Here is a 26110-nt window from a genome sequence, read left to right on the forward strand (position 1 = left end):
CTGAGGATTTATTAAGTTATAAGATGCTTTATTATTTCTTGATGAATTTAGAATTGAAACTTTCTTTTCCTTTATCTTCAATAGATATCACATAAGCTCCCTTGATTAATGAAGATACATTAATTTTTCCAGCATTAATATTTCCATTACCTACAAGCTGACCTGCAGCACTATATATTTTATAAGTTGCCTTATCAGAAACTTTAGTAACATTTAGGATATCACTTACCGGGTTAGGGTAAATCTGAATACCATTGTTTATAAAGTTTAAATCATTTGTTCCTAACGCACTACTCACAACAACATTGTAATCTTCTGCCTCACCATAATTAAATATTCCACAACCAGCATAAGTAGAAACTATAGGGTTTCCTGCATTAGATAATCCTAGGTATGCCAATATCACTCTCATTCTGAGTGGCTGATCTAATACTGCATTTGCAGGTACTGTGAAGGTGCCAGTAATTGGTGCTGTAGGAACTGCTACAGGATAGTTTAGAACTCTCTCAGAGTTTTCAAAAACACCATTTTTATTAAAATCAATAAATACTACAGCCGCATCATAATCAGGATCAGTTACCGTGATTGATAATCCGTAAGAATTATTTATTGCAAGATTAGGCTGAAGTGCCATATTTGCTGTGTAATCTGTATAATTAGATGCTCCTGATGTATTGGAAAACAATGGAGTACCATTTTTAGATAGAGTTACATTAGAAATATATTCATACTGTGTTTCGTTATTAGCTGCAATTGTACAATACGTAGTTGCTGGAGTTGTAAAATTTGTACTCACAGAGAATGGAGATTGAGTACCACACACCGAAGCAACTTGTACCTCAAAAACTGAACTTGCTAATAGACCTGTAAGGTTAACACTATTTGTAGCAGATGTAGTTTGTTGCCAAGTAGCATCAGTAGTTTTCTTATACCTGATAACATATGAGGCTGCCCCGCTTACAGGAGCCCAACTAGCAGTAGCGGAATTTGCAGTAATATTGGTAATATTAATTCCACCTATAGGTGCACCACATGCAACACTCGTTGTCACAAATATAGATTTCACAGCATAAAAGACATTATTTATTGCAGAAATCCTTAGTTTAATATTTTGATTATTGAGTGCAACAGGAAATGTAATACTTTCTGTACCGTCATTTGCCGTTGAAGCAACTAATACAGCCCAAGTAGTACCATTATCAACTGTATAATCTATTTTAACATTAGCTGCATTATATGGTGCAGCAGCAGTATTTACTACATCCCAAAGAATTGGAGTTGATGAATTTGTATATGCATATTGAAATTGGTCATTAACTTTAAAAGGACCATCATTGCCAACGTTAATTATCTGTAATGCAGATTGTGTTTGCTGCTGAGTACCTAAACCTGCCGGGCTATTATCTCTTACAGTTACAGCAAATCGCGATAATCTCGCAACATTCGAAACAGATTCCCACTGATTAGTTGAGTTATTTAATACTCCATTTAAAACCGATGACAGTTTAGGGAAATAACGTGTTGGACTTGTAGTTGGAGAAAAAGACCTAAATGAAGCACCATACGTTGTATTTCCTAAATTGGAAGCAACAATGGGACCTCCAGTAATTTGATTATTAACAATAGCGCCCGCATCATCAAATTCTTCCCATGTATAAGTTAATGGGTCATTTTCAGGATCTGTAGCCGAAGCAGTAAGTACAAAAGCAGTACCTTTTGGGATACTGTAGGCAGGAGGAGCTACTATTACAGGAGGATTATTAGCAGTAACTGTTTCTACGTCACACGTCTTACTAAGCATATTATTCTGAATCTGTACAATACTTGCCACATGGAAATATGGGTCGGAGTTCATTTGTACGTTAGCATTAGTAATTCCGGCATATCCCATTATAGTAGATCCGGAACCCGGCTCCATATTAACGCCAGAACCTTCAATTACATGAGCATATGTATGATTAGCTCCCAATTGATGTCCCATTTCGTGAGCAACAAAATCAATATCAAAAGTATCTCCTACAGGGCTTGTACTTTGTGTAAATGCTGAACCTTTTCCATAAGATTCATCTAAAGCAGGATCTGTAGAAGTTGGCGCAATACAAACACACCCAATACATCCTGCATTACCATTATTTCCGGCCGCATTAAATACGTGACCTATATCATAGTTAGCGCTCCCCACAACATTTGATGACAAGACCTGTTGAAGCTGGTAATTAAGATTATTAGTATAAGGATCAGTTGCAGCATTAAGATATACAATTGCTGGAAAGTTTTGAACATTTAGGTGTAATGCTAAATCTTTTTCAAAAACACCGTTTACCCTAGTCATTGTAGCATTTATAGCAGCCCATGCCGTAGCATAAGTACCACCATGAAAAGCAGTATATTCACCAGTAGCTGAAATTGCCAATCTTAATGTTCTGTATTTTTTATCAGAACTTTTAGCAAAATTTGAAGATTGATTAGTAAATGACTGACCAGAAATTTTTATAGCATCTAGCTGGCTAACAGAAGCAGGATCTTCAGAAGTACTACAGCTAAAACTTTTTCCATTTGGGTTTTGAGATTTCGGATGCACTGCATAAATAGTTTTAGCAGCATCTTGAGCATCAATAAATTCGTATTTCCCGTCTTTGATAATCATTGACTGAAAATCATTAGGTGCTACAGAAAATCTTACGAATTTTGAAGGATCATCAATACCTACCCCAACATAAGATCCTAATTGATATTGATCAGCTAATTCTTTTGCCAATACTGGGAAGCTATAAATAGCAAATTTTTCAATCTTACCTCTTAAAGTCGGTAAAGATATCTCAACCGGTTTCGCATTGGAACCTGATTCTTGAGCATTTTTTAACTGAGATTGAATTTTGGCTAAATCTAGTTTATAATGCTGAACTAGAGAAAATTCCGTCTCTGAACCACGTGCCTTTGTGGGAGTCCACTGCCCAAAAGCAGAACCTCCTATTAAACCACAAAATAAAGCAGTAATGAGTTTTTTCATATAATTGAATTATTTTTAATTCTCAAATATACTGCTTTTACATTATTAAATATATACACATACGTCGGTAACTATGTTAAAACTCTAATCGGCAATTATATTCAACAAAAATTACTTATCGAATAACACCTTTATAAACGTAATAAATTACCCTAAAAATATTTTTTAACGAATGATTTATATGAGAATGAAACAATATAAGAATTCATCAAAATATGTAATTTATCTAAAACTTATACGCAATACTCCAAGCAAAACCCATATTAAATTTAGAAGAGCTTCTGCCAAAGCCGGGAACAATCATCGGGACAACTTCGTCTTGTTTGGAAGTGACCATCAGATATCTTGGTTGCATATTAACATCGATGAAAAAATTTGAGGTAAATAACTGAACTCTTCCACCTATTGTTCCTTCTAGCCAGAAAGATGATTGAGAAGATGCAGGCAGTGAAACGGAAGAACTGCTTCCTCCAAAACCACGAATAGGAATTGCAAAATATTCCTGCGTATAAAATGAGCCACCTATTTTTGCACCGCCATAGAAACCGTTGAATTCATTTTCAGGATCTCTGGCCAACATATAAAATGCACCTATTTTTGCAAACGGCCCATTAGCTGTGGCATCATAGCCATTTTTCTGATAGATATTTTTCTCGAAACCAGCTTCTATGATTGCATGAATATTCCCTTTTATTTTTGATGAAATAAATCCCTGAAACAATTGTCTGTCTGAAAAAAATGAAACTCCGGTGTTCAGAACATCTACCCCAACCATGAAGTTGGGTTCGTATTTCCATTTTTCTTTTTCGGCTTCCTTTTTTTCCTGCGCAGAAAAAAGCAGTCCCAACAGACTAAAAAACGAGGTAAAGATTAGTTTTGTCTTCATTTTCAATAAAGTTTTGTCCGGATTCTATTTTGATGACAGGGTTTACTTTTAATAATTGTCCGCTTAAATTTTCGTAATTCAATTTAGCTCCACAGCCAGGTGAAACGTAAATTGATTTTGTCGTGTAACTCACACGTACTTTTGATGAATCACCTTTTTTAGTCCTTTTTACATACAAATCGGTGAATGGAGAATCGTCAACACGAAGAGGAACTAAAATAGAATCTGTATTTCTGCTCCATCCCAAATCCACTGTTCTTACTCCGTAATCTACATAGACTTTCAGAGAATCTAAAGTTGTGATTTTATCGGCATTTTTAAACATGATTTTCATTCTTGGCGTACCTTCACCGCTTTCGCAGATGTCGTCATCTCCACCACAGGAGATCATGATGACAGATAATATAAGGAATGACAGTAATCTTTTCATTTTAAATTATTTTGGATCTAAAGCCTTTTCAATACGGAAAACCAAATCTTCGTAATGGTATTTATTCACCAGATCTGAACTTGATTTTGCAGAAAGTTCTTTTTTAATAGTATTTAAATTTCCTCTTACCAATGCAGAAACATCTGATTTGTCTGAAGCTCTATTATCAACGAGTTTTATTAATGAATCGATATAATTTCTCTGAAGATTTCTTTTGTAAATATCTGCCGTCTCATTTTTAAGAATCGAGGTATTTAAATCTGAAAGCAATTCAATCACAGAATAGGTATTAGATTCAACAGCTTCCATTTGATACATATTCTGAAGAACCATCGGGTTTAAAATTCGTCCCAAAACACCATTCTGAATTTCTTCAATCGTTTTCACAGGAGTTTTACCTGTTTTCTCAAAAATATCTTTTTTTATCAGCCATTGTGGTGTAGTGAAAATGTTTTGATCTAAAAATTTCATAGCTTCTTTCTGATCTTTTTTAGCAACAACTTCATACACTGCTCCAGATTGTTCTGCAGTTTTTGGAGTTTCCATTTGTCCGCCAATATATTTTGAAACGTGACCTAAATATCTTCTGAATTGGCTCGTCACCTGATCATACATCATATCAAGGTTTGCATAATCTTCGTTTGGAGTTTTAGTCCAGTTTTCTAAATTATCAACAATTCTCTGAAGGTTTTTAATTCCGTAAGTGCTTGCAATCATTGCATTGTCACCAACTTGTTCACTTTGTGATCTTGGATCAAAAGGATTTGTTTCTGTTCCGAACCACAATCTTTCGTTTTTGAGGTTTTTAATTACCCACTGATTCAGAAATTCTTTTTCTGCATCTGGAGTTTTAAACTGGTTGAATCTTTTGTACCCCCACTCGATTGCCCAATCATCGTAATCTCCGATTCTTGGGAAAATTCCTGCATCACCGATATTATCTTCAGGTTGTGCAACATAATTAAATCTTGCATAATCCATAATCGAAGGCGTGTGACCGTTCTTTTCCAACCATTTTTTATCTCTTAACTTTTCAACAGGAACAGTTGAGCTTGAACCATAGTTATGTCTCAAACCTAACGTGTGACCAACTTCGTGAGAAGAAACAAAACGAATCAATTCTCCCATTAGTTTTTCATCAAACTCCATTTTTCTTGCTCTTGGATCATTTGGTGATGCCTGTACGAAATACCAATTTCTCAACAACAACATAACATTATGATACCAGTTAATGTGACTTTCTAAAATCTCTCCCGTTCTCGGATCGGCAATTGAAGGTCCTGAAGCATTTGGCACATCGGAAGGTTTATAAACAATCGCTGAAAATCTAGCATCTTCAAGACTCCATTCTGTATCTATTTTCGGATCCGGAACTTTTGCTACAATAGCATTTTTGAATCCTGCTTTTTCGAAAGCTTTCTGCCAATCATTGACTCCCTGTATTAAATAAGGAACCCATTTTTTCGGAGTTGCAGGATCGATGTAGAATACAATCGGTTTTGATGGCTCTACCAATTCTCCTTTATTATATTTATCTACATCCTGTGGTTTTGGTTCCAAACGCCATCTTTTAACCAGAGAAATCTTTTTTACACCTTGAGGATCAAGATCGAAATCTGTGTAACCAACTGTAAAATACCCTACTCTTGGGTCAAAATATCTTGCCTGCATTTTGTTTTCCGGAAGAAGTACAAATGAAGAATTAATTTCAACAGTATAATTTCCGCTGATCTTCGGTGTAGGTCTTCCCGGAATTGCTGGAGTTACAGGTGCTCCCAGAGTTCTTGCGAAAGTTTTTGTAGTATTAATTTCAATATTGGTCGGGAAAGATTTAACAAAATTTACAAATGACATGTCTTTCTGAAAAACGCCAACTCTGTAAGAATCTTTAGACCAAACCGAAAAAGAAGTCAGTTCATTATCAGAATTTAAAACATCTGTAACTTCAATGACAGACGAATTTTTCTTGACACCATACGCTTTTACATCAAAAGATTTAATGATAGACTGCACATTATTTCTCGTCACCGAATTATACATCTGCGACGTAGAATCCTTCGCATAATCGACATGAGAAATTGAACGTAACAAGATTTTATCTTTTGGTCCTTTTTCAAAAGCAATGACTTGCTGACCAATCTGATCTCCAGCATAACCGGAAGTTCCGGAACGCATTCCAGCGGCAGCTTTTGTCAGTCTTGTCACCAAGAGAAATTCCTTCTTCAGCATCGAATCCGGGATTTCGAAGTAATATTTATCGTCAACTTTATGAACTGTAAAAACTCCCTGATCAGAAACCGCTTTATCGGTAATGATTTCTTTAAATGGTTTAATCAGGCTTTTCTTTTTATCGTCTTTTTTTACTTTAGCCGTATCGGTTTTTGCGACAGCTGCAGAATCTTTAGGTTTTTCCTGAGAAAATAAATTTTGCTGGCAAAATACCAAAGCTGCTAATAAGAAGAATGTTTTACAGTTTTTTATCATATCAATATCTGATTTGTCTATTCAAATTTAAAAATAATTATTTCTTAACCAACAATGCAATGTTCTCAACATGATGCGTCTGTGGGAACATATCTACCGGCAAAATTTTTACTAAAGTATAATGTTCTTTCATTAAAGCTAAATCTCTCGCCTGAGTTGCCGAATTACAGCTTACATAAACCACTTTTTCAGGAGCTAACTTTAGGATTTGTTCAACCACTTTTTGGTGCATTCCGTCTCTTGGAGGATCTGTGATTAACACATCTGCTTTCGGGTGATTTTCTAAAAACTCGTCATTGAAGACATTTTTCATATCTCCACAGTAGAAAGTTGTGTTCGTCAAACCATTCAATTCGGCATGTTCGATGGCTGCGTCGATAGCTTCCTGTACCGATTCGATTCCAATCACATGTTTTGCATTTCTGGCAACGTATTGTGCAATTGTACCAGTTCCTGTATATAAATCGTAAACCACTTCATCACCTTTTAAGTCAGCAAATTCAAGTGTTTTTCTGTATAATTCTAAAGCCTGTTTGTAATTGGTTTGAAAGAAAGATTTCGGACCAATTTTGAATTTCAGACCATCCATTTCTTCCATTAAAAATCCTTCACCAAAATAAATTTCTACATTTAAATCGTAGATAGAATCATTCTGTTTGGGATTAATAGCATAAACCAAAGTTTTGATCTGTGGGAATTGTTCTAATAAATAATCGAAAAGTTTTGTACGGTTCGCTTTTTCTTCTCTGTACAATTGGAATAAGACCATCCATTCCCCTTTTGAGTTTTGTCTCATCATCAAGGTTCTTAGAAAACCTTTCTGCTCTCTAACATCGAAAAAGTCTAATCCGTTCTCAATTCCGAAATTTCTTACGGCCAAACGAATCGCATTAGACGGATCTTCCTGCAACCAGCATTCTTTTAGATCTAAAATCTTGCTCCACATTCCAGGAATATGGAAACCAAGGGCATCTCTGCTTCCGTAGTTTTCTTCAGAACTGATCTCGTACTGAGTCAGCCATCTTGCATTAGAGAAAGAAAATTCCATCTTATTTCTGTAGAAATATTGCTCTTCTGCACCTAAAATAGGAACGGTTTCGAAATCATCAATTCCACCGATTCTTTTGATGTTGTTGTAAACTTCTTCTTGTTTAAAGTCAAGCTGCTTTTCGTAGCTCATATTCTGCCATTTGCAGCCTCCACAAGTTCCGAAATGAATACATTTTGGCTCAACTCTGAATGGTGATTTCTCAACAATTTCTTTTACTTCAGCCTCAAAATATTTTGATTTTGACTTTTTCACTCTTGCATTCACCACATCGCCGGGAATTGCTCCGGAAACCAATACAGTCTTCCCTTCTTCAGTTTTTCCTATGGCAACACCTTTTGCGCCTGCGGCAAACAATTTTATATTTTCAAGAATTACATCTTTCTTCTTTCTCATATCAATTTCTATCGCTACGGATCTAGCTTTCTATTTCTATCCCCGTAAATTTTCTATTTTTTCTATATAAAGGCTTAGTAAGCAGCTTTCACGATTAGCTTTTCATTCAAAGTTTTAAATTTAGCTTTAAATGTTTGAGCTATTGACCGATTAGCTTTTTATTTTTGCTTTGCAAAAATACAATAAAAAAAAACCTTATCCGAAGACAAGGTTTTTTTCTATTGTGTAAGTTTTATTATTTTGTCTGAGCCGGTTGCTGAGGAGCTTCCTGAACTGGAGGAGCAGGCTGAGCTGACGGATCCATATTCATTTGAGGCATCATCTGCTGTTGAGGAGCAACCTTTGGTGCAGAAAGACCTGTTTCTTTATCTAAGATCGTAATCAAATCCTGATCACCTAAGTTAACAAAAGATCTGCTTGCGATTTTACCGTTTTTATCTACTACGATGAAGTTTGGCAATTTAAATCCGTAAACTCCGTATTTTTTAGCGATGTCAGAATTAAGACCACCTTCAGCATAAACATTCGTTCCCTGAATTCCTTTCATCATTGCATTGCTTGTTTTTGTAAACTGTTCTTTTGTATCATCAACATTTACGAAAACGAAATTCATTTTAGATTTATAGAAATTCACTACTTCTTTCAATACCGGGATTGTACCTTCTGCAATGTAAGGATTCCATGATGCATAGAAAACTAATACATAAGGCTTCCCTTTGTTCTCGCTCAATTTGTAAGCTGAACCGTCTGCTTTTACTAATGAAGCTTCCGGAGCATCATCACCGATTTTGAATCCGTTGATGGTAAACTGCATTTTTTTAACATCTGCTTTTACACCAGCATCTTTAATATCTTCTTCGATGATTTTTTTGATTTTATCAGTCGTAGCTGCAGGAGTTTGTGGGTGAATATCAGACTGTGCCATTACGAATGCCAACAAATAATCTTTTGTAACCTGAGAAACTTCTTTCTGAGACTTCAAATAATCATTAAATAATTCTGTCGTTGTAATATCTGTCTTTCCTTTACTTTTTGCTTCAGCAAATTTTTGGAAACCAGGGCTCATTTTAGTTAAAAGATATTGTCTGTAGAAAGGGCTTGTTTTCACCATTTCGTCACTGTTCTCTTTTAATTTATTTTCATAATCTGTAAATACTTTCCCCATTTTGAAAGAAGGATTTCCAGACATTTGCTTTTTAGTCATTTCATAATTTACCAATAAATTAAGAATAGCCACCTTCGCATCAGTTTTTTTCCATTCAACCACTTCTTTACCAGGGTTGAATTTCTTTACGTTCTCTTCGATATTTTTGTTGATATCAGCTTCGATTTTCTGCATAGCCTTTACGTACTTTGCTTCATCACCAGCTAATAATTCCTGAATATTTAATCCCTGACCGTAAGTAGAAAGAAATTTCTGACTTGCCTGGTAAAAGTCATTATCATTTTTAGCATCGCCTGTTACGACATACTCATTAGGGAAAGTAGCTGCACTTCCGGAGATGTTCACTGTTTGTCCGCCTTTAAGGAAGATTAAGTTTTGCTTTCCTGCATAGTTGATCACGTACATTCCGTTTTTGGGAGCTTCAAAAGTTCCTGCGAAATTTCCGTCTTTGTCTAAGCCCATGTTGATTAATGGCAAAGTAGCAACACCAGAAGCCTCTACAAATTCTACTCTTTCTAATGGAGAGCTTCCTGCGATTTTTCCTTTTACTTCAACTTTTTTTGAACAAGACATTGCAAATATTGCAATGACAAATAACAAAAGATATTTTTTCATTTTTGATTTTAAATAATTTAGCAAAAGTAAGTTTTTCGATAAACTTACTGCTATCTAATAATTGATTTTATGAAAGATTTAACTAAAAATTTCGCCTTCATTGAAGAAGACGAAATTTTAAATATATTTTTAAAACAGATTAACCTCTGTCTGCCATAGCAGCCATGTACTCTCTGTTCATTCTTGCAATATTCTCAAGAGAAATACCTTTAGGACACTCTACTTCACAAGCTCCAGTGTTTGAACAGTTACCAAAACCTTCCTCATCCATAGCTTTCACCATGTTCAGAACTCTACGTTTTGCTTCTACTCTACCTTGAGGTAAAAGTGCGTATTGAGAAACTTTAGCTCCAACGAATAACATTGCAGAACCATTTTTACAAGTCGCCACACAAGCTCCACAACCGATACAAGCTGCAGCATCCATTGCTTTGTCTGCATCTTCTTTAGGAATTGGAATTGCATTCGCATCCAAAGTATTTCCTGAAGTGTTTACCGAAATAAATCCACCTGCAGCCATTACTCTGTCGAATGCGCTTCTGTCTACCATTAAATCTTTAATAACAGGGAACGCAGCACTTCTCCAAGGTTCAATAACGATTGTTTCACCGTCTTTGAACATTCTCATGTGAAGCTGGCACGTTGTAATTCCGGTATCCGGACCGTGAGCTCTACCGTTGATGTAAAGAGAGCACATACCGCAGATTCCTTCACGACAGTCGTGGTCAAAAGCGATAGGTTCTTTTCCTTCGTTGATTAAGTTTTCGTTCAGAATGTCTAACATTTCTAAGAAAGAAGAATCTGTAGAAACATCTGATATTTTGTAGGTCTCAAACTGACCTTTAGTTTTTGTATTTTTTTGTCTCCAAATTTTCAGCGTAAGATGAAGGCCTTTTTTTGCACTCATAATTTTATATTTATAGGTTGGAGATTATTTGTAACTTCTCGCTTTAACTTCGATGTTCTCATAGATAAGATCTTCTTTATGCAGAACTTCTTGCTTAATATCATCACCCTGATATTCCCAAGCTCCTACATATTTGAAGTTAACGTCATCTCTTTCTGCTTCACCTTCAGGAGTAGAATGATCTTCTCTGAAATGCCCGCCACAAGATTCGTTTCTGTGTAATGCATCGATCGCCATTAACTGTCCTAATTCGATAAAATCTGCAACTCTGAACGCTTTTTCAAGCTCGGTGTTCATCCCTTCAGTTTCTCCCATTACTTTTACATCCTTCCAGAAATCTTTTTTCACTTGATCAATTTCTGCAATCGCCTCTCTTAAACCTTCAGGAGTTCTTCCCATCCCAACCTTATTCCACATGATGTGTCCTAATCTTTTGTGGAAATAATCTACTGAATGTGTTCCCTTATTATTTACAAAGAAGTTTACTTTGTCTCTAATTTCTTTTTCAGCCTCATCAAATTCAGCAGTATTCGTAGGAATGGCACCTGTTCTGATGTCTGCAGAAAGATAATCTGCAATTGTGTATGGAAGCACGAAATATCCGTCTGCCAAACCTTGCATCAATGCGGAAGCTCCCAATCTGTTTGCTCCGTGATCTGAGAAGTTGGCTTCACCAATTACGAAACATCCAGGAATTGTAGATTGTAAGTTATAATCAACCCAAACACCACCCATTGTGTAGTGAACGGCAGGATAAATCTTCATTGGAGTTTTGTAAGGATCATCTGCAGTAATCTTTTCATACATTACGAATAAGTTACCATACTTTTCTTCAATCCAAGCTTTTCCAAGATCGTAAATTTGTTGATCTGTAGGATTCTGAATATGCTTTTCAATAGCAGCTTCTTTACCTTTTTTGATAATTTCTGTAGAGAAATCTAAGTAAACACCTTCTTGAGTTTCATTATTTTCGATTCCGTAACCAGCATCACATCTTTCTTTACCTGCTCTAGACGCAACGTCACGAGGAACCAAGTTTCCGAATGCAGGATATCTTCTTTCAAGATAGTAATCTCTATCTTCTTCTTTAATATTTTCAGGTCTCAACTTACCTTCTCTGATGGCAGCCGAATCTTTTTTATCTTTAGGAACCCAGATTCTTCCTGAGTTTCTTAGTGATTCAGACATCAAAGTCAGTTTAGACTGCTGTGTTCCGTGAACAGGAATACAAGTCGGGTGAATCTGCACATAACAAGGGTTTGCGAAATATGCTCCTTTTTTATGAATCTTCCAAGCTGCAGAAACATTTGAACCCATTGCGTTGGTAGAAAGGAAATATACGTTTCCGTAACCACCAGAAGCAATAACCACTGCGTGAGCAGAATGTCTCTCGATTTCACCTGTTACCAGGTTTCTAGCGATAATTCCTCTTGCTTTTCCATCAACGATTACCAATTCTAGCATTTCGTGACGGTTGTACATTTTCACTCTTCCTTTTCCGATTTGACGGCTTAATGAAGAATATGCACCTAATAATAACTGTTGACCAGTTTGTCCTTTTGCGTAGAAAGTTCTTTTAACCTGAACCCCACCAAACGAACGATTATCTAATTGTCCGCCGTAATCTCTCCCGAAAGGAACTCCCTGAGAAACACATTGGTCGATAATATTTGCAGAAACTTCCGCTAATCTGTAAACGTTTGCTTCTCTCGCTCTATAATCTCCACCTTTGATGGTATCGTAGAACAATCTGTATGTAGAGTCACCATCACCTTGATAATTTTTAGCAGCGTTGATACCTCCCTGAGCCGCAATCGAGTGCGCTCTTCTTGGTGAATCCTGATAACAAAAGGCTTTTACATTATATCCTTGCTCAGCCAAAGTAGCTGCTGCAGAACCTCCTGCCAAACCCGTACCTACAACAATAATATCAATTTTATCACGGTTGTTAGGCGCAACAAGGTTCATATGGTCTTTATGATTTTTCCATTTATCCTTAAGTGGACCAGCTGGAATTCTTGAATCTAATTTACTCATATTAGTATATTGAAATTATTGAGTTACGTAATGAAAAACTGCGATAACGATGAAACCAAGCGGAACAATTACCGAAAACCAAAAACCAACCGCTTTGATTACCGGCGTGTACTTTGGATGTCTCGCTCCTACAGATTGAAATGAAGATTGGAAACCGTGAGCCAAATGCAGTCCTAAAAGAACAAATGAAATTACATAAAGTACAACTCTCCAAATATCATGAAATTTATGGTGAAGCTCTCCCCAATATCTTGTTTCATCAGGAGTATTGCCTTGTACAAATTTATAATCTAATTCAGGAAACCAGAAATCATAAAAGTGTAGTGCAAAGAATGCTAAAATAACAGCACCTGAAATAATCATGTTTCTTGACACCCATGTAGAATTAGCCGACCCGTTATTGTTGGCATATTTTATAGGACGCGCTTTGTTATTCTTTATCTCAAGAATAAACCCCATAATAAAATGGAAAAGAATTCCCACTGTAAGAACGGGCTGAAGAGCATACTGCACCAGAGGATTGTATCCCATAAAATGAGCGACCTCGTTATAAACATCAACGCTGAAAATCGATGTGATGTTTGATGACACGTGTATCACCAAGAAACTCAGCAAAAACATTGCTGAAAGTGCCATAGCATATTTCCTACCTATCGTAGAACTTGTTAAACCTGCCATATTAAGTCTAAATTTGATTTTCCACAAAATTAAGGAATGTTAACAAAACTAAAAAGTGAGAAATCTCACTATTAGACAGTTTGTAATCTTTCTAAATAACTATGAAATACATTGAAAATGCGAGAAAAATTTAAAAAATCAATATTATTTTAAATCATAAACTTTGTTATTAAAAACCACTTTTTCGGATGAAGCAGGAAGCTGTTTAATCTTAAAACTTTTCACCCTTCGAGAAGACACGTAAGGATTAATAATATATTGCCGAATTTTCTTTTCATCATCCAGATGTTGAATCCAAAAACAGACTACATTTCCTTTTTTAACCGAAATGACATTACTTTTTCTATATTGATGAACCAAAATTTCTTCTCTTTGATTCTCATAAATTGTAAACGAAATCCTCAAAATAAAAAAGAATAAAACTACCCAAGAAAATTGCGAGAATCTTTTAACATTAAATTTAACAATTATGAATTTCAAAAGATAAATAACAATGAAAAGTACGGAAACCTCAGCGAAATTCATTGAGATGTTTTCAAAAAACAAAGATTCAAAATCAGCAAACCAATGAATTATTTTTAACAGTAAATCTATTATGAAATTGTACACAATATTTATAATGCCGAAATCTAATCCTAAAGCCATTAAACCTGCCATTAAAAACGAAAAAATGATAATGACTTCAGAAAACGGAACAATGAAAAAATTAGCAACGATTGAAACAAAAGAAAATTGGTGAAAGTAGTATAAAACCAATGGCAGCGTTGCCAATTGCGCAGAAATAGAAATAGAAACCGTATTGAAAATGATCTTTTTTAAATAATTATCTTGTCTTGGCAAATATTTCAAAATCGGTTGGTTGAGCCAGAAAATTCCGAAAACTGCCAGAAAACTCAACTGAAATCCAACATCAAAAAACTGTTGCGTATCAATAATCAAAATAATAAAAGCAGACAATGCTAAAGAATGTAGCAAATCGGGTTTTCGCTGAATCAACATATAAACAAAATACACCGTTAGCATAATGCAAGAACGAACTACAGAATTCCCCAAACCAATAAACAAAGCAAAAAACCATATGAAAGCTAGACTTAAAATGATTACAGATTTCCTGAATTTTAGTGGCAAAATTTTCATTAAAATAAAATAGAGCATCCCGAAAATGACAACAACATGCGTCCCAGAAATCGCAAGAAAATGCACCAATCCCGAACGATTAAAATCCTGCAAAGTTTCCGAATCTATTTCCGTGCGATCTGCCAGAATAATTCCCTTGAGAAATTCCTGACTTTTTGATGACATTTCAGAATGATTGATTTCCTGTAAAACTTCAAGCCTTTTCTGACTAATTTTTTCACCGAAAGACAAATCATTTCTTATGGCTGAACTCACCTCATCATTGATGTAACATTGATAAAAAATGTTTTTCCGATGAAGATATTTTGCATAATCAAACTGAAAATCATACTGCGGAGATTGAGGTTGGCTTACATAAGCTTTAGCTTTGTAATAATGCTCAAAATCAAGCTCTTTACTCCCTTTTGGAATTAACACAACCGAATTAAAAGTTTCTTTTCCAATCTGTACAATTGCTTCGTATTTTTTATTTTTCTCTGATGAATTTAATTTTTTAGAAATCTTAAAAACAATGTTTTCATTAGGTTGAAATGAAACTTGAGAAGCATTGGGAAAATTTAAATAATGTAAACAGATTCCCAATCCGAAAAATAACAATCCAAGAAGAATTGAGTTAAATTTTGAGATAAAAAAAGATTTGATGAATGTAGAAATCGCAATCAAGAAACAGAAAATCGCGATAGTAAGAATGAAATTTTGTTTAAAAGAAAAATAATCCTGAAATAAAATTCCAAGAATAAAGCAGCAGACTAATATTAGCAATGGCTGTCGTTTCAATTTTCATCAATTTGTACTACTAAAGTAATAAAAAAATGAAACTATCTCGTAAAAAGTTTATTTAATTTTCAGAATAATATCTGCAGCATTGTCACTTGCGCCCTTTCCGCCAAGTTTCATACGTAATGTTTCGTACTCTTTGAGCATCAAATTTCTTGAGTCGCCTTCAAGAATTAAATTTAATTGTTCGACAAGACTTTTAGTATTCAATTCACTTTGAATCAATTCTTTAACCACTTCTTTATCCATGATTAAATTGACAAGCGAAATATATTTGATATGCTTCACCAATCTTTTGGCAATTGCATAAGAAATTTTACTCCCACGGTAGCAAACCACTTCCGGAACATTCAATAATGCCGTTTCGAGAGTTGCCGTTCCGGAGGTTACCAATGCGGCTTTAGAACATCTTAGTAAATCATAGGTTTTATTGGAAACAAAATGTACATTTTCATCCACATATTTCTGATAAAAATCCTTTTCAAGACTTGGAGCTCCCGCAATAACGAACTGATAATCTTTAAAATAAGGCCTCACCGAAAGCATAATCTCCAACATCTTTTCAACTTCCTGTTTTCTGGAACCTGGAAGCAATGCGATGATTTCTTTTTCGTTTAAGTTATTTTTTGTTTTAAAATATTCAATATCAATATCTTGTAACGTCGAAATTGCATCAAGCAAAGGATGCCCTACAAAATGAGATTTCACATCATGTTTTGTATAAAAATCTTCTTCAAAGGGAAGAATCACCATCATCTCATCTACATATTTTTTGATGGTTTCTACTCTACCTTCCTTCCATGCCCAAAGTTGGGGCGAAATATAATAAACAACTTTAATCCCGAGTTCTTTAGCAAACTTTGCAATTCTTAAATTGAAACCCGGATAGTCAACCAAAATCAAAACATCGGGAATATTATTTTTAATATCGGCTTTACAGAATTTAATATTATTTAAAATTGTCTTTAAATTCATTGCAACCTCAAGAAAACCCATGAAAGCGAGATCACGATAATGCTTTACCAAAGTCCCACCTTGTTTTTCCATCAAATCGCCACCCCAAAACCTGAATTCTGCGTTGGGATCTTTCTGCTTTAAGGATTTCATTAAATTACTTCCGTGCAAATCTCCGGAAGCTTCACCTGCGATAATGTAGTATTTCATGAATGATAATTGATATGCGATGAATGATTTTATCTATTGAAACAACAGTTTCAAACATCAAAATTCAAATTATAATTGAGTAAATTTGCTTCAAAGATAATGATAAAAAATGTCAGAAGAATTTGAAATAAAAAATAAAGTTGCGTCTAGCGGACTGGTCAATTTTGACCTTACAGATTTGGTTCCGAAAGGTATCAGAAAAGGAATTGATTTGAAAGATTTTCTTTTCATGGAAATGATTTTGAAAGAAAAAGACTTCCGTGAAAAGGTGGCTGCTATTAACCCTGAAGATTATAAAGATCAATATGTTTACATCTACAATTCTGCAGATGCCATTGTTCCACTTTGGGCGTACTTTCTGATCACTGCAAAATTAACTGATGTTACCAAAAAAATAGTTTTCGGGAATAGAGAAGATCTGGAAGTTCTTTTGATGCATAACGCAATTCAAACTCATGATTTTGATAATTTGAAAGGGAAAAGAGTTTTGGTAAAAGGATGTTCTGACAAGGAAATTCCTGAAAATGCTTATATCGAATTAGTTGAACAATTAAAACCGATTGTAAAATCATTAATGTTTGGGGAAGCTTGCTCTAATGTTCCTATTTTTAAGAATTAATTTTTATGAATGTCCGTTTTTAATCACAACATTCAAATCGTCAGTCATTTTTGTCATTTCGGAGGAATCTAAACTGCTTTATTTTAAGCATATTGAGATTCCTCCGAAATGACAAACAAACAGACCTTTAAAAACCAAGTTATTACTAATTACGGACATTCATTTAATTTTATCATTAAACGATGTTTTTTCAAATTTTAAAATTAAAATTTTTTAATTCAAGAATTTTGATAACTTTGATATTCTAACAATTTTAAAATTTAAACACAAAAACAATGAATTTAATCGACCTTTTAACAGGAAACACAGGAAATCAGGTAGCTGAACAAGCTGAAAACAAATTTGGAATCAGCAAAAATCAGATTATTGCTCTATTGGCGGTAGCAACCCCACTTGTTATTTCTTACCTTAGAAATAAATCTCAGGATGCGAAAGAAGCGGAAGCTTTAAACAACGCATTAGATAAAGATCATGATGGAAGCATTTTAGATGATACGTCACAACTTGACAACAGACAAGACGAAGGCGGATCAATTCTTTCTCACGTTTTCGGAAATCAAAAAAACAATGTAGAAAACCAATTATCTCAGAATACAGGAATTTCTATTGACAAAATCGGACCTATTTTGGCAATGCTTGCACCTGTAATCATGGGCTACATTGGTAAAGAAAAACAACAGAACAATGTGGGAGCAGGTGGTCTTGGTGATCTTTTAGGTGGAATTTTGGGAGGTGCTCAAAATCAGGCTCAGCAACAGCAATCTAGTCCTTTGAACGATATTCTTGGAAGTGTTTTAGGCGGCGGACAATCACAATCTTCAGGAAATCCTTTGAATGATATTTTAGGAAGTGTACTTGGGGGCGGTGGACAACAGCAAAAACAGCAACAAGGTGGATTGGGAGATCTACTTGGAGGACTTTTCGGAGGAAAGTAAACTTATTTTAAACATAAAAAAATGACCGGAGAATAATCTTCGGTCATTTTTATTTTTAGTCTTTTGACTTTTCAGCAGCTGCTGGGTAAGCTTTTGAAGCTTTTCTCGGTCTTTTCTTTCCGTAGCTTCCCAAGATGATTTTCCCTTTTCTTGATTTTCTGTCTCCTTTTCCCATAATATTATAATTTATTATTCTTCACAAGTTACACATTAACAATAAGAAGTCAAAAGATTTTGTAGTTAAATATTTCATATTAAATAAGTTAAACTTTCACATTCTTCCATTTTCCTTTTTTAAATAAGATAAAAGCAACGACCGTGATGAATGTTTCTGCCACCGGAATTGAAATAAAAACTCCTTTCGGACCCATTTCAAAATATTTTGACAACACGTAAGCCAAAGGAATCTGAAACATCCAAAATCCGAAGAAATTGAGCCAAGTCGGTGTCCAAGTATCCCCTGCTCCGTTGAAAGCATTGATAGTGACCATTCCTATTCCGTAAAAAACAAAACCGAGGCTCATTATGTGTAGCGCATTTTTAGCATAATTTTTTATTTCAATCTGCTCAGTGAAAAAACCAACAAGGAAATCGCCAAGAATTAAAAACAGCAAACTCACCAAAAGCATGAAAATCACATTATACTTTACGGTCTTCATGACAGACTGTTCTGCACGGATCATTTCACCGGCACCCATATTTTGTCCGACTAAAGTTGAAGCCGCATTACTTAATCCCCAAGCTGGAAGCATAAAGAACATCATTAACCGAAGTGCTGTCTGATAACCTGCGGAAGCGTCTTCCCCACCGGTCGTTGCGACCAATTTTGCAAGAAAAATCCAGCTGCATGAGGCGATAACAAACTGGAATATTCCCGGCATGGCAATTTTTACGATGGATATGATCAATTTAAAATCAGGTTTAAAATAAATTGTTTTGATTCTCACCAAAGAATCAGCAATAAAAATATGATACAACTGATAAAGAACGCCTGTACTTCTTCCGATAGTTGTTGCAACCGCAGCTCCAGTTAAACCCATTGCAGGAATCGGACCTAAGCCTCTTATCAAAATCGGACAAAGAATAATGTTGGCAATATTGGCAATCCATAAACTTTTCATAGCGATGGCAGCATTTCCTGCACCTCTGAAAATTCCGTTGATTAAAAATAACAACATAATAATCACACTGCTTCCCATCATAATTCTCGTAAAATCTTTTCCGTAAGGTGCTGCATCGGGTTTTGAACCCATCAAAATCAAGATTTCTTCTGCATACATCACTCCCAATATACTCAAAACAGAAGTTACAACAAACGAAACCGAAATCACCTGAGCCGCACTTCTGGAAGCCTGTTCAGGGTTTTTCTCACCGATTCTTCTTGCCACAACTGCGGTTGCAGCCATACTCATTCCGATAGCAATAGAGTAAATAATAGTCAACACAGACTCTGTAAGACCAACAGTTTGTATTGCAAAGCCACTTTCTTTGAGGTGACCTACAAAATAAAGATCAACCAGAGCAAAGACAGATTCCATGGCCATTTCCAGCATCATCGGAATCGCTAAAAGAAGAACAGCACTTCTGATACTGATTTTGGTATAATCGGTTTCTTCTTCGCTAAATGCTTTCTTCAGAAAATTTAAATATTTTTTCATCTTAAAATTAATCGCTTTAAAAATACGATTTCAATAAATTTAATTTCAAATAAAATAATTTAAATAATTAATTATCGTAAAACAATAAATATTTATATATTTGCAATAATAAAATATTAAAACAATGAAAATTATCGGGAAAAACTCAATCTCTCAATACATCAGCTATTTCCTTTTTGTGTTGTTTACCATTCTGACAGTTCAATTTATTTACGAACAAATTGGCTATGCCACATCTTATTATAATTTTAAAACCAATCATTCGATGCTATCAGATTTTTACATCATCGGAAATGATGTTGGCTGGGCAAAAAACCACTACACCAAGAAGTTTGATGATTTGATGAAGTTCAAATTTTATGTTCCCTTTACTACTCAGAATTTGATAACAGGTATTTTTAGTCTCACTACCTACATCAGCAATACTGTGAGAGGCATTTTTATGATTGTTTTTTTTTACAGCAGTTATCATATTTTCAAAGAAATCAGCAACGAAAAAGTATTTAATTTAAAAGCCATTCTCTGGCTGAAAAGGTTTGGCTGGCTCAATATTCTTTATACAGTTGCAATGATTGTTATAAGCATTTTCCGCATCAACGATTTTGGCAGTACAGCATTTTCTGCCATCCCTTTTTTATTCTTCGGAGCTCTCATTTTATTCATTGTAGAATTCTTTAAAAAAGGTTACAACTTACAATCAGAAAACGATTTAACAATATAAACCATGCCAATCATAATCAACGTAGACGTCATGTTGGCGAAAAGAAAAATGCAGTCTCAGGAACTTGCAGAGAAAATAGGAATTACACAGGCCAATCTTTCTATTTTAAAAACAGGGAAGGCAAAGGCTTTGAAATTATCAACATTAGAGGCAATATGTAAAATTCTCGATTGTCAACCCGGCGATCTTTTGGAATACGTAAAAGATTAAAACTCTTCAACAGTTTACTTTTAAATTCAATTGATAAAACTACAAGTATCTTAAAACGTGTACAATTACACTTTCAAAAACATCACTCACTCCCTTCAAATAAATCTTCAATTATGAAAAAATATTTAATTTTAGTCTTATTAATATTAGGTTTAAATTCTTTTGCACAGCAGAAAATTGAAAATCTTAATTTTGAAAATTTTGAAAACGATCTACCTTCTCAATGGGCAACATTTGGAGGCAGCACTGCAAAAATATCAGCAGATGCAAAAGAAAAACAAGAAGGAAAAACTTCGGTTTTATTTGATGCAAAAGAAAATTCAGGATTTAAAGCATTAATGTACACACTTCCCGAAAATTATGCAGGAAAAAAAATTACACTCTCCGGTTATATCAAAACAGAAAATATTTCTGACGGTTTTGCTGGTCTTTGGCTAAGAATAGATCCTGAGATTGCTTTTGACAACATGGAAAAAGTAAATTTAAAAGGAACAAATGACTGGAAAAAATATGAAGTAACGGTTGATATGTCTCCGGAAAATACCAAGAAGATAGTTTTTGGCGCTTTACTTTCTGGTATAGGAAAAATGTGGGTTGACAATCTAAAAATCACGATTGACGGAAAAGATATTAGAGATGCTAAAATTTTCGAGAAAAAATTAACCAAAATTGATCTTGACAAAGAATTTGATCTTGGCTCGAAAATCTCAAATATAAATCTTGATAACGAAAATGTAGATTATCTTACAAAACTAGGGCTCATTTGGGGTTATCTTAAATACTATCATCCAAGTGTCGCAGAAGGAAATCACAATTGGGATTATGAGCTTTTCAGAATATACGAAAAGACAAAAAGCGTTTCATCTAATCAAAGGGACGAAATTATCCTTCAATGGATCAAAAATTTAGGCAAATACCAAATTGCAAAAAATTCTGAACCGAAAAATGTGAAATTTAAACCCGATTTAGACTGGATTACTAATTCGGGGTTTTCAAAAGAACTTTCTGAAGAACTTTTAAAATTAAAAGAAGCGAAAAGACCACAAGCAAACTATTATGTAGATTTTTTCAGGCAAGTAGGGAATCCTGATTTTAAAAATGAAAATCCTTATCAAAAGATGAATTATCCTGATGAAGGTTTCCGCCTGCTTTCACTTTATAGATATTGGAATATGATTCAGTATTATTTTCCGTACAAAAATCTCATTGAAGAAGATTGGAAAAATGTTTTAAAGGAATTTGTTCCCAAATTTATCAATGCAAAAGACGAAACAGAATACACTCTTGCCTCATTAGAAATTATTGCGAGAATTCATGATACTCATGCCGGAGTTTGGGGAAATAATAAAGTGCTTACAAAATATTTTGGAGAAAGATACAGCCCTATTAAACTAACTTTTGCAGAAAATAAAGCTGTCGTAAATGATTTCTATAATGAGAATTTTGCCAAAGAAGCCGGAATTCAGAAAGGTGATGTGATTACAGAAATCAATGGAGAAACTGTAGAAAATATTATCAAAAACAGGTTAAAATATACGCCTGCTTCAAATTATCCGACTCAATTAAGAAACATTTCTTACAATCTTTTAAACAGTAACTCTGAGACCATTAACATTAAATTTTCAAGAAATGGAAAAACAGAAGAAAAAACTATTAAAACCTACACCGGTCCCGAGCTAAAATACACGAAAGAGAAAAAAGAATTTTTCAACATGCTCGACAATAATGTTGCCTATTTTTATATGGGAAGTGTAAAAGCCGAGGAACTTCCTGCTGTCTTTGAAAAAATAAAAGACACAAAGGGTTTGGTGATTGATTTTAGAAGCTATCCATCAGATTTTGTTACCGTAAAAATGGGGAAACTTTTAAAACCTGAGACAACAGAATTTGTTAAGTTTTCAAATACAAACAATACTCAACCGGGGCTTTTTACTTTTACACCAAGTTTGAAAATTCCAGGATCCGGTAAAAATTCTTACCAAGGAAAAATTGCCATACTCATCAATGAAACTACTCAAAGTAGTGCAGAATACCATACGATGGCATTCAGAACGGCTCCAAGTTCAAAAGTTTTTGGTTCACAGACAGCAGGAGCAGACGGCAACGTTTCAGACTTCGTTCTGCCTGGAAATATTTCGACAATGATTAGTGGAATCGGAGTTTACTATCCAGACGGAAAAGAAACCCAAAGAATAGGAATTATTCCTGATGTAGAAGTAAAACCTACCATAGACGGAATCAAAAACAACAAAGACGAAGTTTTGGAAAAAGCAATCAATTGGATTAATAATTAAATGTATCAAAAAAAATATTTAGATTTGTATATTCATTAGAAAAATAAATTTTATGAAAAAGATTATTATCACAACTTTGATTTTCAGCATATCTATGCTTGCAAACACATTATTTGCACAGCAGGTTTCTAGAATACAAAGACAAGCCATACAGTCAGATAATATAGAGAAATTTACTGCAGTTTTTCCAAAAGCTGACTTTGATAAGTGTCTGAATGTAAAAGATCAATCATACACAATGCTTTCTTATAGTATTCTGAATAACAAGAAAGCAATTTCTAATTTCTTGTTAAACAACAAAGCTGATGTAAACAAAGCTTGCAACGGAATAACTCCACTGATGAATGCGGCAATGCACGGAAATGCAGATATGGCAAAAATGCTATTGAAAAAAGGAGCTAGCAAATCTGCTAAAAATTCTAACGGAGAAACAGCTAAGGATATTGCTAAAAAAAACAATCATCCAGAACTTGCAAAGATTTTGTAATATAGTACGAATTATATAATTTAAAACTTCCTTCGGGGAGTTTTTTTTGTTTATAAACCTTATAAAAATATCTATCACCTAAAAATCTTACGCATTTAAGAATTAAAAAACAATACTAACTATTATTTTTTTGATAAATAAGAAAATCTTTTATTATCATTTTAGTAAATAAATATTTATTTATTTACTGTACGTATGTATGAAATATTCAAAAAAATATTTAATTTCGCTGACGATTAAAAAAAAATATAACCTTATGAAAATTAATTATGTTTTATATGCATTGATATGCATATTGAGTTTTGGAAAAATGAAAGCTGCAGATCTCTACGTACGTGATTTGGGAGCCGGAGGAGCTTATTCCACAATATCTGAAGCAATAACTGCAGCTAATGACGGTGATCGTATCATCATCAGACCTAAAACAGGAAATGTTCCTTATTTAGAGAATCTTACGATTAATAAATCACTTACTTTTGCTTCTGAAATCAATTTTAGTAAATATTATGTTCAAGGAAACATTTCTATTGTTCCTGCGGTGAATAGAGTTGTTACAATAAACAACATGTATGCTTTTCAAAGTTCAATTTCTACCTCAATCGTAACTTTATCTGGTGGAAGGGCTACTGTAAATATAATTAATTGTACTGTAGATCAAAGCATTGATTTAGACAACTCTAAAAATGTAACAGCTAATGTATTCCAAAGTAGTTGTAAAAGTTTATACTTTATTCATGGTAAAATTATATCAAATACTTTAGAAAATCTTAAGTTAAGTGATGATACAGCACCTTTAGCTTCATCCGATATTCAAATAATTGCTAATTCCATGTATCTTAATGGCGTTTCCTTTAACTCAATGGAAATTTTTACTAACTCTTATCCATTGAAAATATATAATAACGATTGTACTGTTTACGCAGTAGCTCCCTCAATATCACCTACTTCAATTCAACCTGTTCTTAAAATATCTGCAATTAAAACAGGATCTGCGAATCTGATTCAGAATAATCGTTTTATATCTAGTAATACTAATCCGAGTTATATAAATGAAACAATAGATATCAATGCAGTAACTTCTGGTATTATAAATATAGCTAACAATATTATTGTTAATCCAACTGGAGGTTCTTTTGATTACAAAATCTATGCATCTTCTCAACCAACTGTTATTGTAAACAACAATTTATTTACCGGACCATATGTTGCAAGTGGTGTTGATGTTGCAAATGCAAATATCAGTAGTGGTATTTACACAATGAATTTAAATACGGGAGTTTCTGGAGGAGCTATTGTAAATGCAGGATTATCTGATGAAGAGTATCAAGATTTAGATCTCACAAGAAATGATATAGGTCCTTTGGGTGGCTCTAACTCATGGGTAAATTTTTGGCCAAGTAACCCTGGAAATAAACCTAGAGTGACATTCCTAAACACACCAAGAAGAGTTTACTTAGGTACCACTACAATTCAAGCAGAAGCAACAGGAGTATCTAAATAATAAAAATATGAAAACAATGAACAAAAAAATATTTATAGCTGTTCTTTCATTATTTGTATTTTTATTTCAGGCACAAGTAAAAGTAAATAATGCAGAATATTTTTGGGATACAGATCCGGGAGAAGGAAGTGCAAATCCACTAACAGCTTTGGACGGTAGTTTTGATAATGCTATTGAAAATATTTTACAAAATAACATTACAATTCCAGCATCTGCAGGGTTCCATGTTCTTAATGTAAGAGTAAAAGATAACCTAGGTGTTTGGGGACCCGTTTTTAAAAATGTAATTCATACTGGAACTCCTTCTATCACAGGAGCGGTAAATCTTACAAATGCAGAATATTTTTGGGATGCAGATCCTGGAGAAGGAAATGCAACTGTTTTAACAGCAGTAGATGGTAGCTTTGATAACGCTGTTGAAAATATTTTACAAAATAACATCCCAATTGCACAACCGATGGGTTTTCATATCTTTAATGTAAGAGTAAAAGATAATCAGGGAGTTTGGGGGCCGGCTTTCAAAAATGTTGTTTATATTGAAAGTACTATTTTAGGAACAAATGAAGTTAAATTAACAAAAAATATAGTTTGCTATCCAAATCCTGCAGATGATATCATAAAATTCAATGCAACCGGTAAAATGAATATTTATTCTTCCGAAGGAAAATTAGTAATTTCTAAAGATAATGTAGACGGAAGCAAAGGAGTAAATATATCATCATTGCTTAAAGGAAATTATATTCTGACGTTAGAAAATAAAGATGGGAAATTCTCTTCTAAATTTATCAAGAAATAATTTCACTTAAATAAAAATAGAAATAACTCTCTAAAAATTCCATTAAATATATTTTAAAACTTCCTTCGGGAAGTTTTTTTGTTTTTTAAACCTTCAAAAATCTTATCTTTGCAAACGGAAAATAAAGACTCTAAATATTGAGTCTTCAACCTTGA

Annotated in this window: 21 protein-coding genes; 8 read left to right on the forward strand and 13 right to left on the reverse strand. The window is 34.1% G+C overall.

Features of this window, described 5'->3' with window-relative positions:
* Positions 1-31 precede the first annotated feature (31 nt).
* From LNP04_RS08575 to lpxB, 11 genes are all read right to left on the reverse strand, one after another.
* Positions 32-2758, reverse strand: coding sequence for a reprolysin-like metallopeptidase (locus tag LNP04_RS08575; protein ID WP_229986076.1), 2727 nt, complete (start codon positions 2756-2758; stop codon positions 32-34).
* A gap of 478 nt (positions 2759-3236) precedes the next feature.
* On the reverse strand, positions 3237-3896 hold the full coding sequence (locus LNP04_RS08580; protein ID WP_229986077.1) for a DUF6048 family protein: 660 nt from the start codon (positions 3894-3896) through the stop codon (positions 3237-3239).
* Positions 3862-4326, reverse strand: coding sequence for a DUF6452 family protein (locus LNP04_RS08585; RefSeq protein ID WP_229986078.1), 465 nt, complete (start codon positions 4324-4326; stop codon positions 3862-3864). Before LNP04_RS08585 ends, LNP04_RS08580 begins: the two co-directional genes overlap by 35 nt.
* A 6-nt stretch (positions 4327-4332) precedes the next feature.
* Positions 4333-6810, reverse strand: coding sequence for a zinc-dependent metalloprotease (locus LNP04_RS08590; RefSeq protein ID WP_229986079.1), 2478 nt, complete (start codon positions 6808-6810; stop codon positions 4333-4335).
* Positions 6811-6847: 37 nt separating this feature from the next.
* On the reverse strand, positions 6848-8254 hold the full coding sequence (gene rlmD, locus LNP04_RS08595; RefSeq protein ID WP_229986080.1) for a 23S rRNA (uracil(1939)-C(5))-methyltransferase RlmD: 1407 nt from the start codon (positions 8252-8254) through the stop codon (positions 6848-6850).
* 235 nt (positions 8255-8489) lie between these two features.
* Positions 8490-10034 (reverse strand): TlpA disulfide reductase family protein, encoded by a 1545-nt coding sequence (locus LNP04_RS08600; RefSeq protein WP_229986081.1) that lies wholly within the window; start codon positions 10032-10034, stop codon positions 8490-8492.
* Between the two features lie 139 nt (positions 10035-10173).
* A complete protein-coding gene (locus tag LNP04_RS08605) occupies positions 10174-10941 on the reverse strand; it encodes a succinate dehydrogenase/fumarate reductase iron-sulfur subunit (protein ID WP_229986082.1) in 768 nt (255 codons plus the stop codon).
* Positions 10942-10965: 24 nt separating this feature from the next.
* Entirely contained in the window at positions 10966-12978 is a 2013-nt protein-coding gene (locus tag LNP04_RS08610) for a fumarate reductase/succinate dehydrogenase flavoprotein subunit (RefSeq protein ID WP_229986083.1), read from the reverse strand.
* Between the two features lie 15 nt (positions 12979-12993).
* Entirely contained in the window at positions 12994-13656 is a 663-nt protein-coding gene (locus LNP04_RS08615) for a succinate dehydrogenase cytochrome b subunit (RefSeq protein ID WP_229986084.1), read from the reverse strand.
* 144 nt (positions 13657-13800) lie between these two features.
* Positions 13801-15570: a ComEC/Rec2 family competence protein gene (locus LNP04_RS08620; protein WP_324292115.1), complete on the reverse strand. Its 1770-nt coding sequence runs from the start codon at positions 15568-15570 to the stop codon at positions 13801-13803.
* 57 nt (positions 15571-15627) lie between these two features.
* Complete coding sequence (lpxB, locus tag LNP04_RS08625) at positions 15628-16734, reverse strand: lipid-A-disaccharide synthase (protein WP_229986086.1); 1107 nt, start codon at positions 16732-16734, stop codon at positions 15628-15630.
* A gap of 109 nt (positions 16735-16843) precedes the next feature.
* On the opposite strand from lpxB, the gene LNP04_RS08630 reads away from it, so the two are divergent.
* Positions 16844-17353, forward strand: coding sequence for a DUF2480 family protein (locus LNP04_RS08630; RefSeq protein ID WP_229986087.1), 510 nt, complete (start codon positions 16844-16846; stop codon positions 17351-17353).
* A 275-nt stretch (positions 17354-17628) separates the two neighbouring features.
* Entirely contained in the window at positions 17629-18288 is a 660-nt protein-coding gene (locus tag LNP04_RS08635) for a DUF937 domain-containing protein (protein ID WP_129535936.1), read from the forward strand.
* Positions 18289-18343: 55 nt separating this feature from the next.
* On the opposite strand, the gene LNP04_RS08640 is transcribed toward LNP04_RS08635, so the two are convergent.
* Both LNP04_RS08640 and LNP04_RS08645 read right to left on the reverse strand, forming a co-directional pair.
* Positions 18344-18463 carry a 30S ribosomal protein THX gene (locus tag LNP04_RS08640; RefSeq protein WP_229986088.1) on the reverse strand — a complete coding sequence of 40 codons (120 nt, stop codon included), beginning with the start codon at positions 18461-18463 and terminating at the stop codon, positions 18344-18346.
* 88 nt (positions 18464-18551) lie between these two features.
* Complete coding sequence (locus tag LNP04_RS08645) at positions 18552-19946, reverse strand: MATE family efflux transporter (RefSeq protein WP_229986089.1); 1395 nt, start codon at positions 19944-19946, stop codon at positions 18552-18554.
* A 124-nt stretch (positions 19947-20070) separates the two neighbouring features.
* Between LNP04_RS08645 and LNP04_RS08650 the strand changes: the two genes are divergently transcribed.
* From LNP04_RS08650 to LNP04_RS08675, 6 genes are all read left to right on the forward strand, one after another.
* Complete coding sequence (locus tag LNP04_RS08650; RefSeq protein ID WP_229986090.1) at positions 20071-20667, forward strand: DUF2975 domain-containing protein; 597 nt, start codon at positions 20071-20073, stop codon at positions 20665-20667.
* Between the two features lie 3 nt (positions 20668-20670).
* Positions 20671-20877, forward strand: coding sequence for a helix-turn-helix transcriptional regulator (locus LNP04_RS08655; protein ID WP_129535932.1), 207 nt, complete (start codon positions 20671-20673; stop codon positions 20875-20877).
* A gap of 113 nt (positions 20878-20990) precedes the next feature.
* Positions 20991-23171, forward strand: coding sequence for a S41 family peptidase (locus LNP04_RS08660; RefSeq protein WP_229986091.1), 2181 nt, complete (start codon positions 20991-20993; stop codon positions 23169-23171).
* 52 nt (positions 23172-23223) lie between these two features.
* Positions 23224-23658, forward strand: coding sequence for an ankyrin repeat domain-containing protein (locus LNP04_RS08665; protein ID WP_229986092.1), 435 nt, complete (start codon positions 23224-23226; stop codon positions 23656-23658).
* 199 nt (positions 23659-23857) lie between these two features.
* Entirely contained in the window at positions 23858-25159 is a 1302-nt protein-coding gene (locus tag LNP04_RS08670; protein WP_229986093.1) for a hypothetical protein, read from the forward strand.
* A gap of 16 nt (positions 25160-25175) precedes the next feature.
* Entirely contained in the window at positions 25176-25955 is a 780-nt protein-coding gene (locus LNP04_RS08675; protein WP_229986094.1) for a T9SS type A sorting domain-containing protein, read from the forward strand.
* Positions 25956-26110 lie beyond the last annotated feature (155 nt).

The sequence above is a fragment of the Chryseobacterium sp. C-71 genome (assembly GCF_020911865.1).
GTDB lineage: Bacteria > Bacteroidota > Bacteroidia > Flavobacteriales > Weeksellaceae > Chryseobacterium.

Bases quoted from the DNA above. Each gene is read 5' to 3' on its own strand.
- LNP04_RS08580 (WP_229986077.1), bottom strand. From the start codon at position 3,896: ATGAAGACAAAACTAATCTTTACCTCGTTTTTTAGTCTGTTGGGACTG.
- LNP04_RS08585 (WP_229986078.1), bottom strand. From the start codon at position 4,326: ATGAAAAGATTACTGTCATTCCTTATATTATCTGTCATCATGATCTCC.
- LNP04_RS08590 (WP_229986079.1), bottom strand. From the start codon at position 6,810: ATGATAAAAAACTGTAAAACATTCTTCTTATTAGCAGCTTTGGTATTT.
- rlmD (WP_229986080.1), bottom strand. From the start codon at position 8,254: ATGAGAAAGAAGAAAGATGTAATTCTTGAAAATATAAAATTGTTTGCC.
- LNP04_RS08600 (WP_229986081.1), bottom strand. From the start codon at position 10,034: ATGAAAAAATATCTTTTGTTATTTGTCATTGCAATATTTGCAATGTCT.
- LNP04_RS08605 (WP_229986082.1), bottom strand. From the start codon at position 10,941: ATGAGTGCAAAAAAAGGCCTTCATCTTACGCTGAAAATTTGGAGACAA.
- LNP04_RS08610 (WP_229986083.1), bottom strand. From the start codon at position 12,978: ATGAGTAAATTAGATTCAAGAATTCCAGCTGGTCCACTTAAGGATAAA.
- LNP04_RS08615 (WP_229986084.1), bottom strand. From the start codon at position 13,656: ATGGCAGGTTTAACAAGTTCTACGATAGGTAGGAAATATGCTATGGCA.
- lpxB (WP_229986086.1), bottom strand. From the start codon at position 16,734: ATGAAATACTACATTATCGCAGGTGAAGCTTCCGGAGATTTGCACGGA.
- LNP04_RS08630 (WP_229986087.1), top strand. From the start codon at position 16,844: ATGTCAGAAGAATTTGAAATAAAAAATAAAGTTGCGTCTAGCGGACTG.
- LNP04_RS08635 (WP_129535936.1), top strand. From the start codon at position 17,629: ATGAATTTAATCGACCTTTTAACAGGAAACACAGGAAATCAGGTAGCT.
- LNP04_RS08640 (WP_229986088.1), bottom strand. From the start codon at position 18,463: ATGGGAAAAGGAGACAGAAAATCAAGAAAAGGGAAAATCATCTTGGGA.
- LNP04_RS08645 (WP_229986089.1), bottom strand. From the start codon at position 19,946: ATGAAAAAATATTTAAATTTTCTGAAGAAAGCATTTAGCGAAGAAGAA.
- LNP04_RS08650 (WP_229986090.1), top strand. From the start codon at position 20,071: ATGAAAATTATCGGGAAAAACTCAATCTCTCAATACATCAGCTATTTC.
- LNP04_RS08655 (WP_129535932.1), top strand. From the start codon at position 20,671: ATGCCAATCATAATCAACGTAGACGTCATGTTGGCGAAAAGAAAAATG.
- LNP04_RS08660 (WP_229986091.1), top strand. From the start codon at position 20,991: ATGAAAAAATATTTAATTTTAGTCTTATTAATATTAGGTTTAAATTCT.
- LNP04_RS08665 (WP_229986092.1), top strand. From the start codon at position 23,224: ATGAAAAAGATTATTATCACAACTTTGATTTTCAGCATATCTATGCTT.
- LNP04_RS08670 (WP_229986093.1), top strand. From the start codon at position 23,858: ATGAAATATTCAAAAAAATATTTAATTTCGCTGACGATTAAAAAAAAA.
- LNP04_RS08675 (WP_229986094.1), top strand. From the start codon at position 25,176: ATGAACAAAAAAATATTTATAGCTGTTCTTTCATTATTTGTATTTTTA.